Below are 271 nucleotides of genomic sequence, written 5' to 3' on the forward strand. Positions count from 1 at the left end.
CGGGCGGCTATACATGCGTTCTCTGGAACAGCATTCCGCAGGACTGGGACAATCCCGTCGGGTGGGTGGAAACGGCCCTGGACCAGTGCGAGGCAACGCCGTGGCCGTTTGTCGTGCTGCACGATATACAAACCGGGGCCATGCGGCAGCTTGACCGCTTCCTGACGGCGCTTGAGAGGCGCAACAAGACTGTCGTCCAGCAGTTTCCGCCCGACTGCGTCCCCATCGTCGGAGGACGCGCGGTCGTCCCTCTCGATGCGTACGTCGCTTG

Annotated in this window: 1 pseudogene; it reads left to right on the forward strand. The window is 63.8% G+C overall.

Annotated elements, in window-relative coordinates:
* Nucleotides 1-271, forward strand: a pseudogene (locus tag WDW90_RS39510) (polysaccharide deacetylase family protein); the annotation flags it as partial.

The sequence above is a fragment of the Methylobacterium nigriterrae genome, assembly GCF_037106235.1.
Lineage (GTDB): Bacteria > Pseudomonadota > Alphaproteobacteria > Rhizobiales > Beijerinckiaceae > Methylobacterium > Methylobacterium nigriterrae.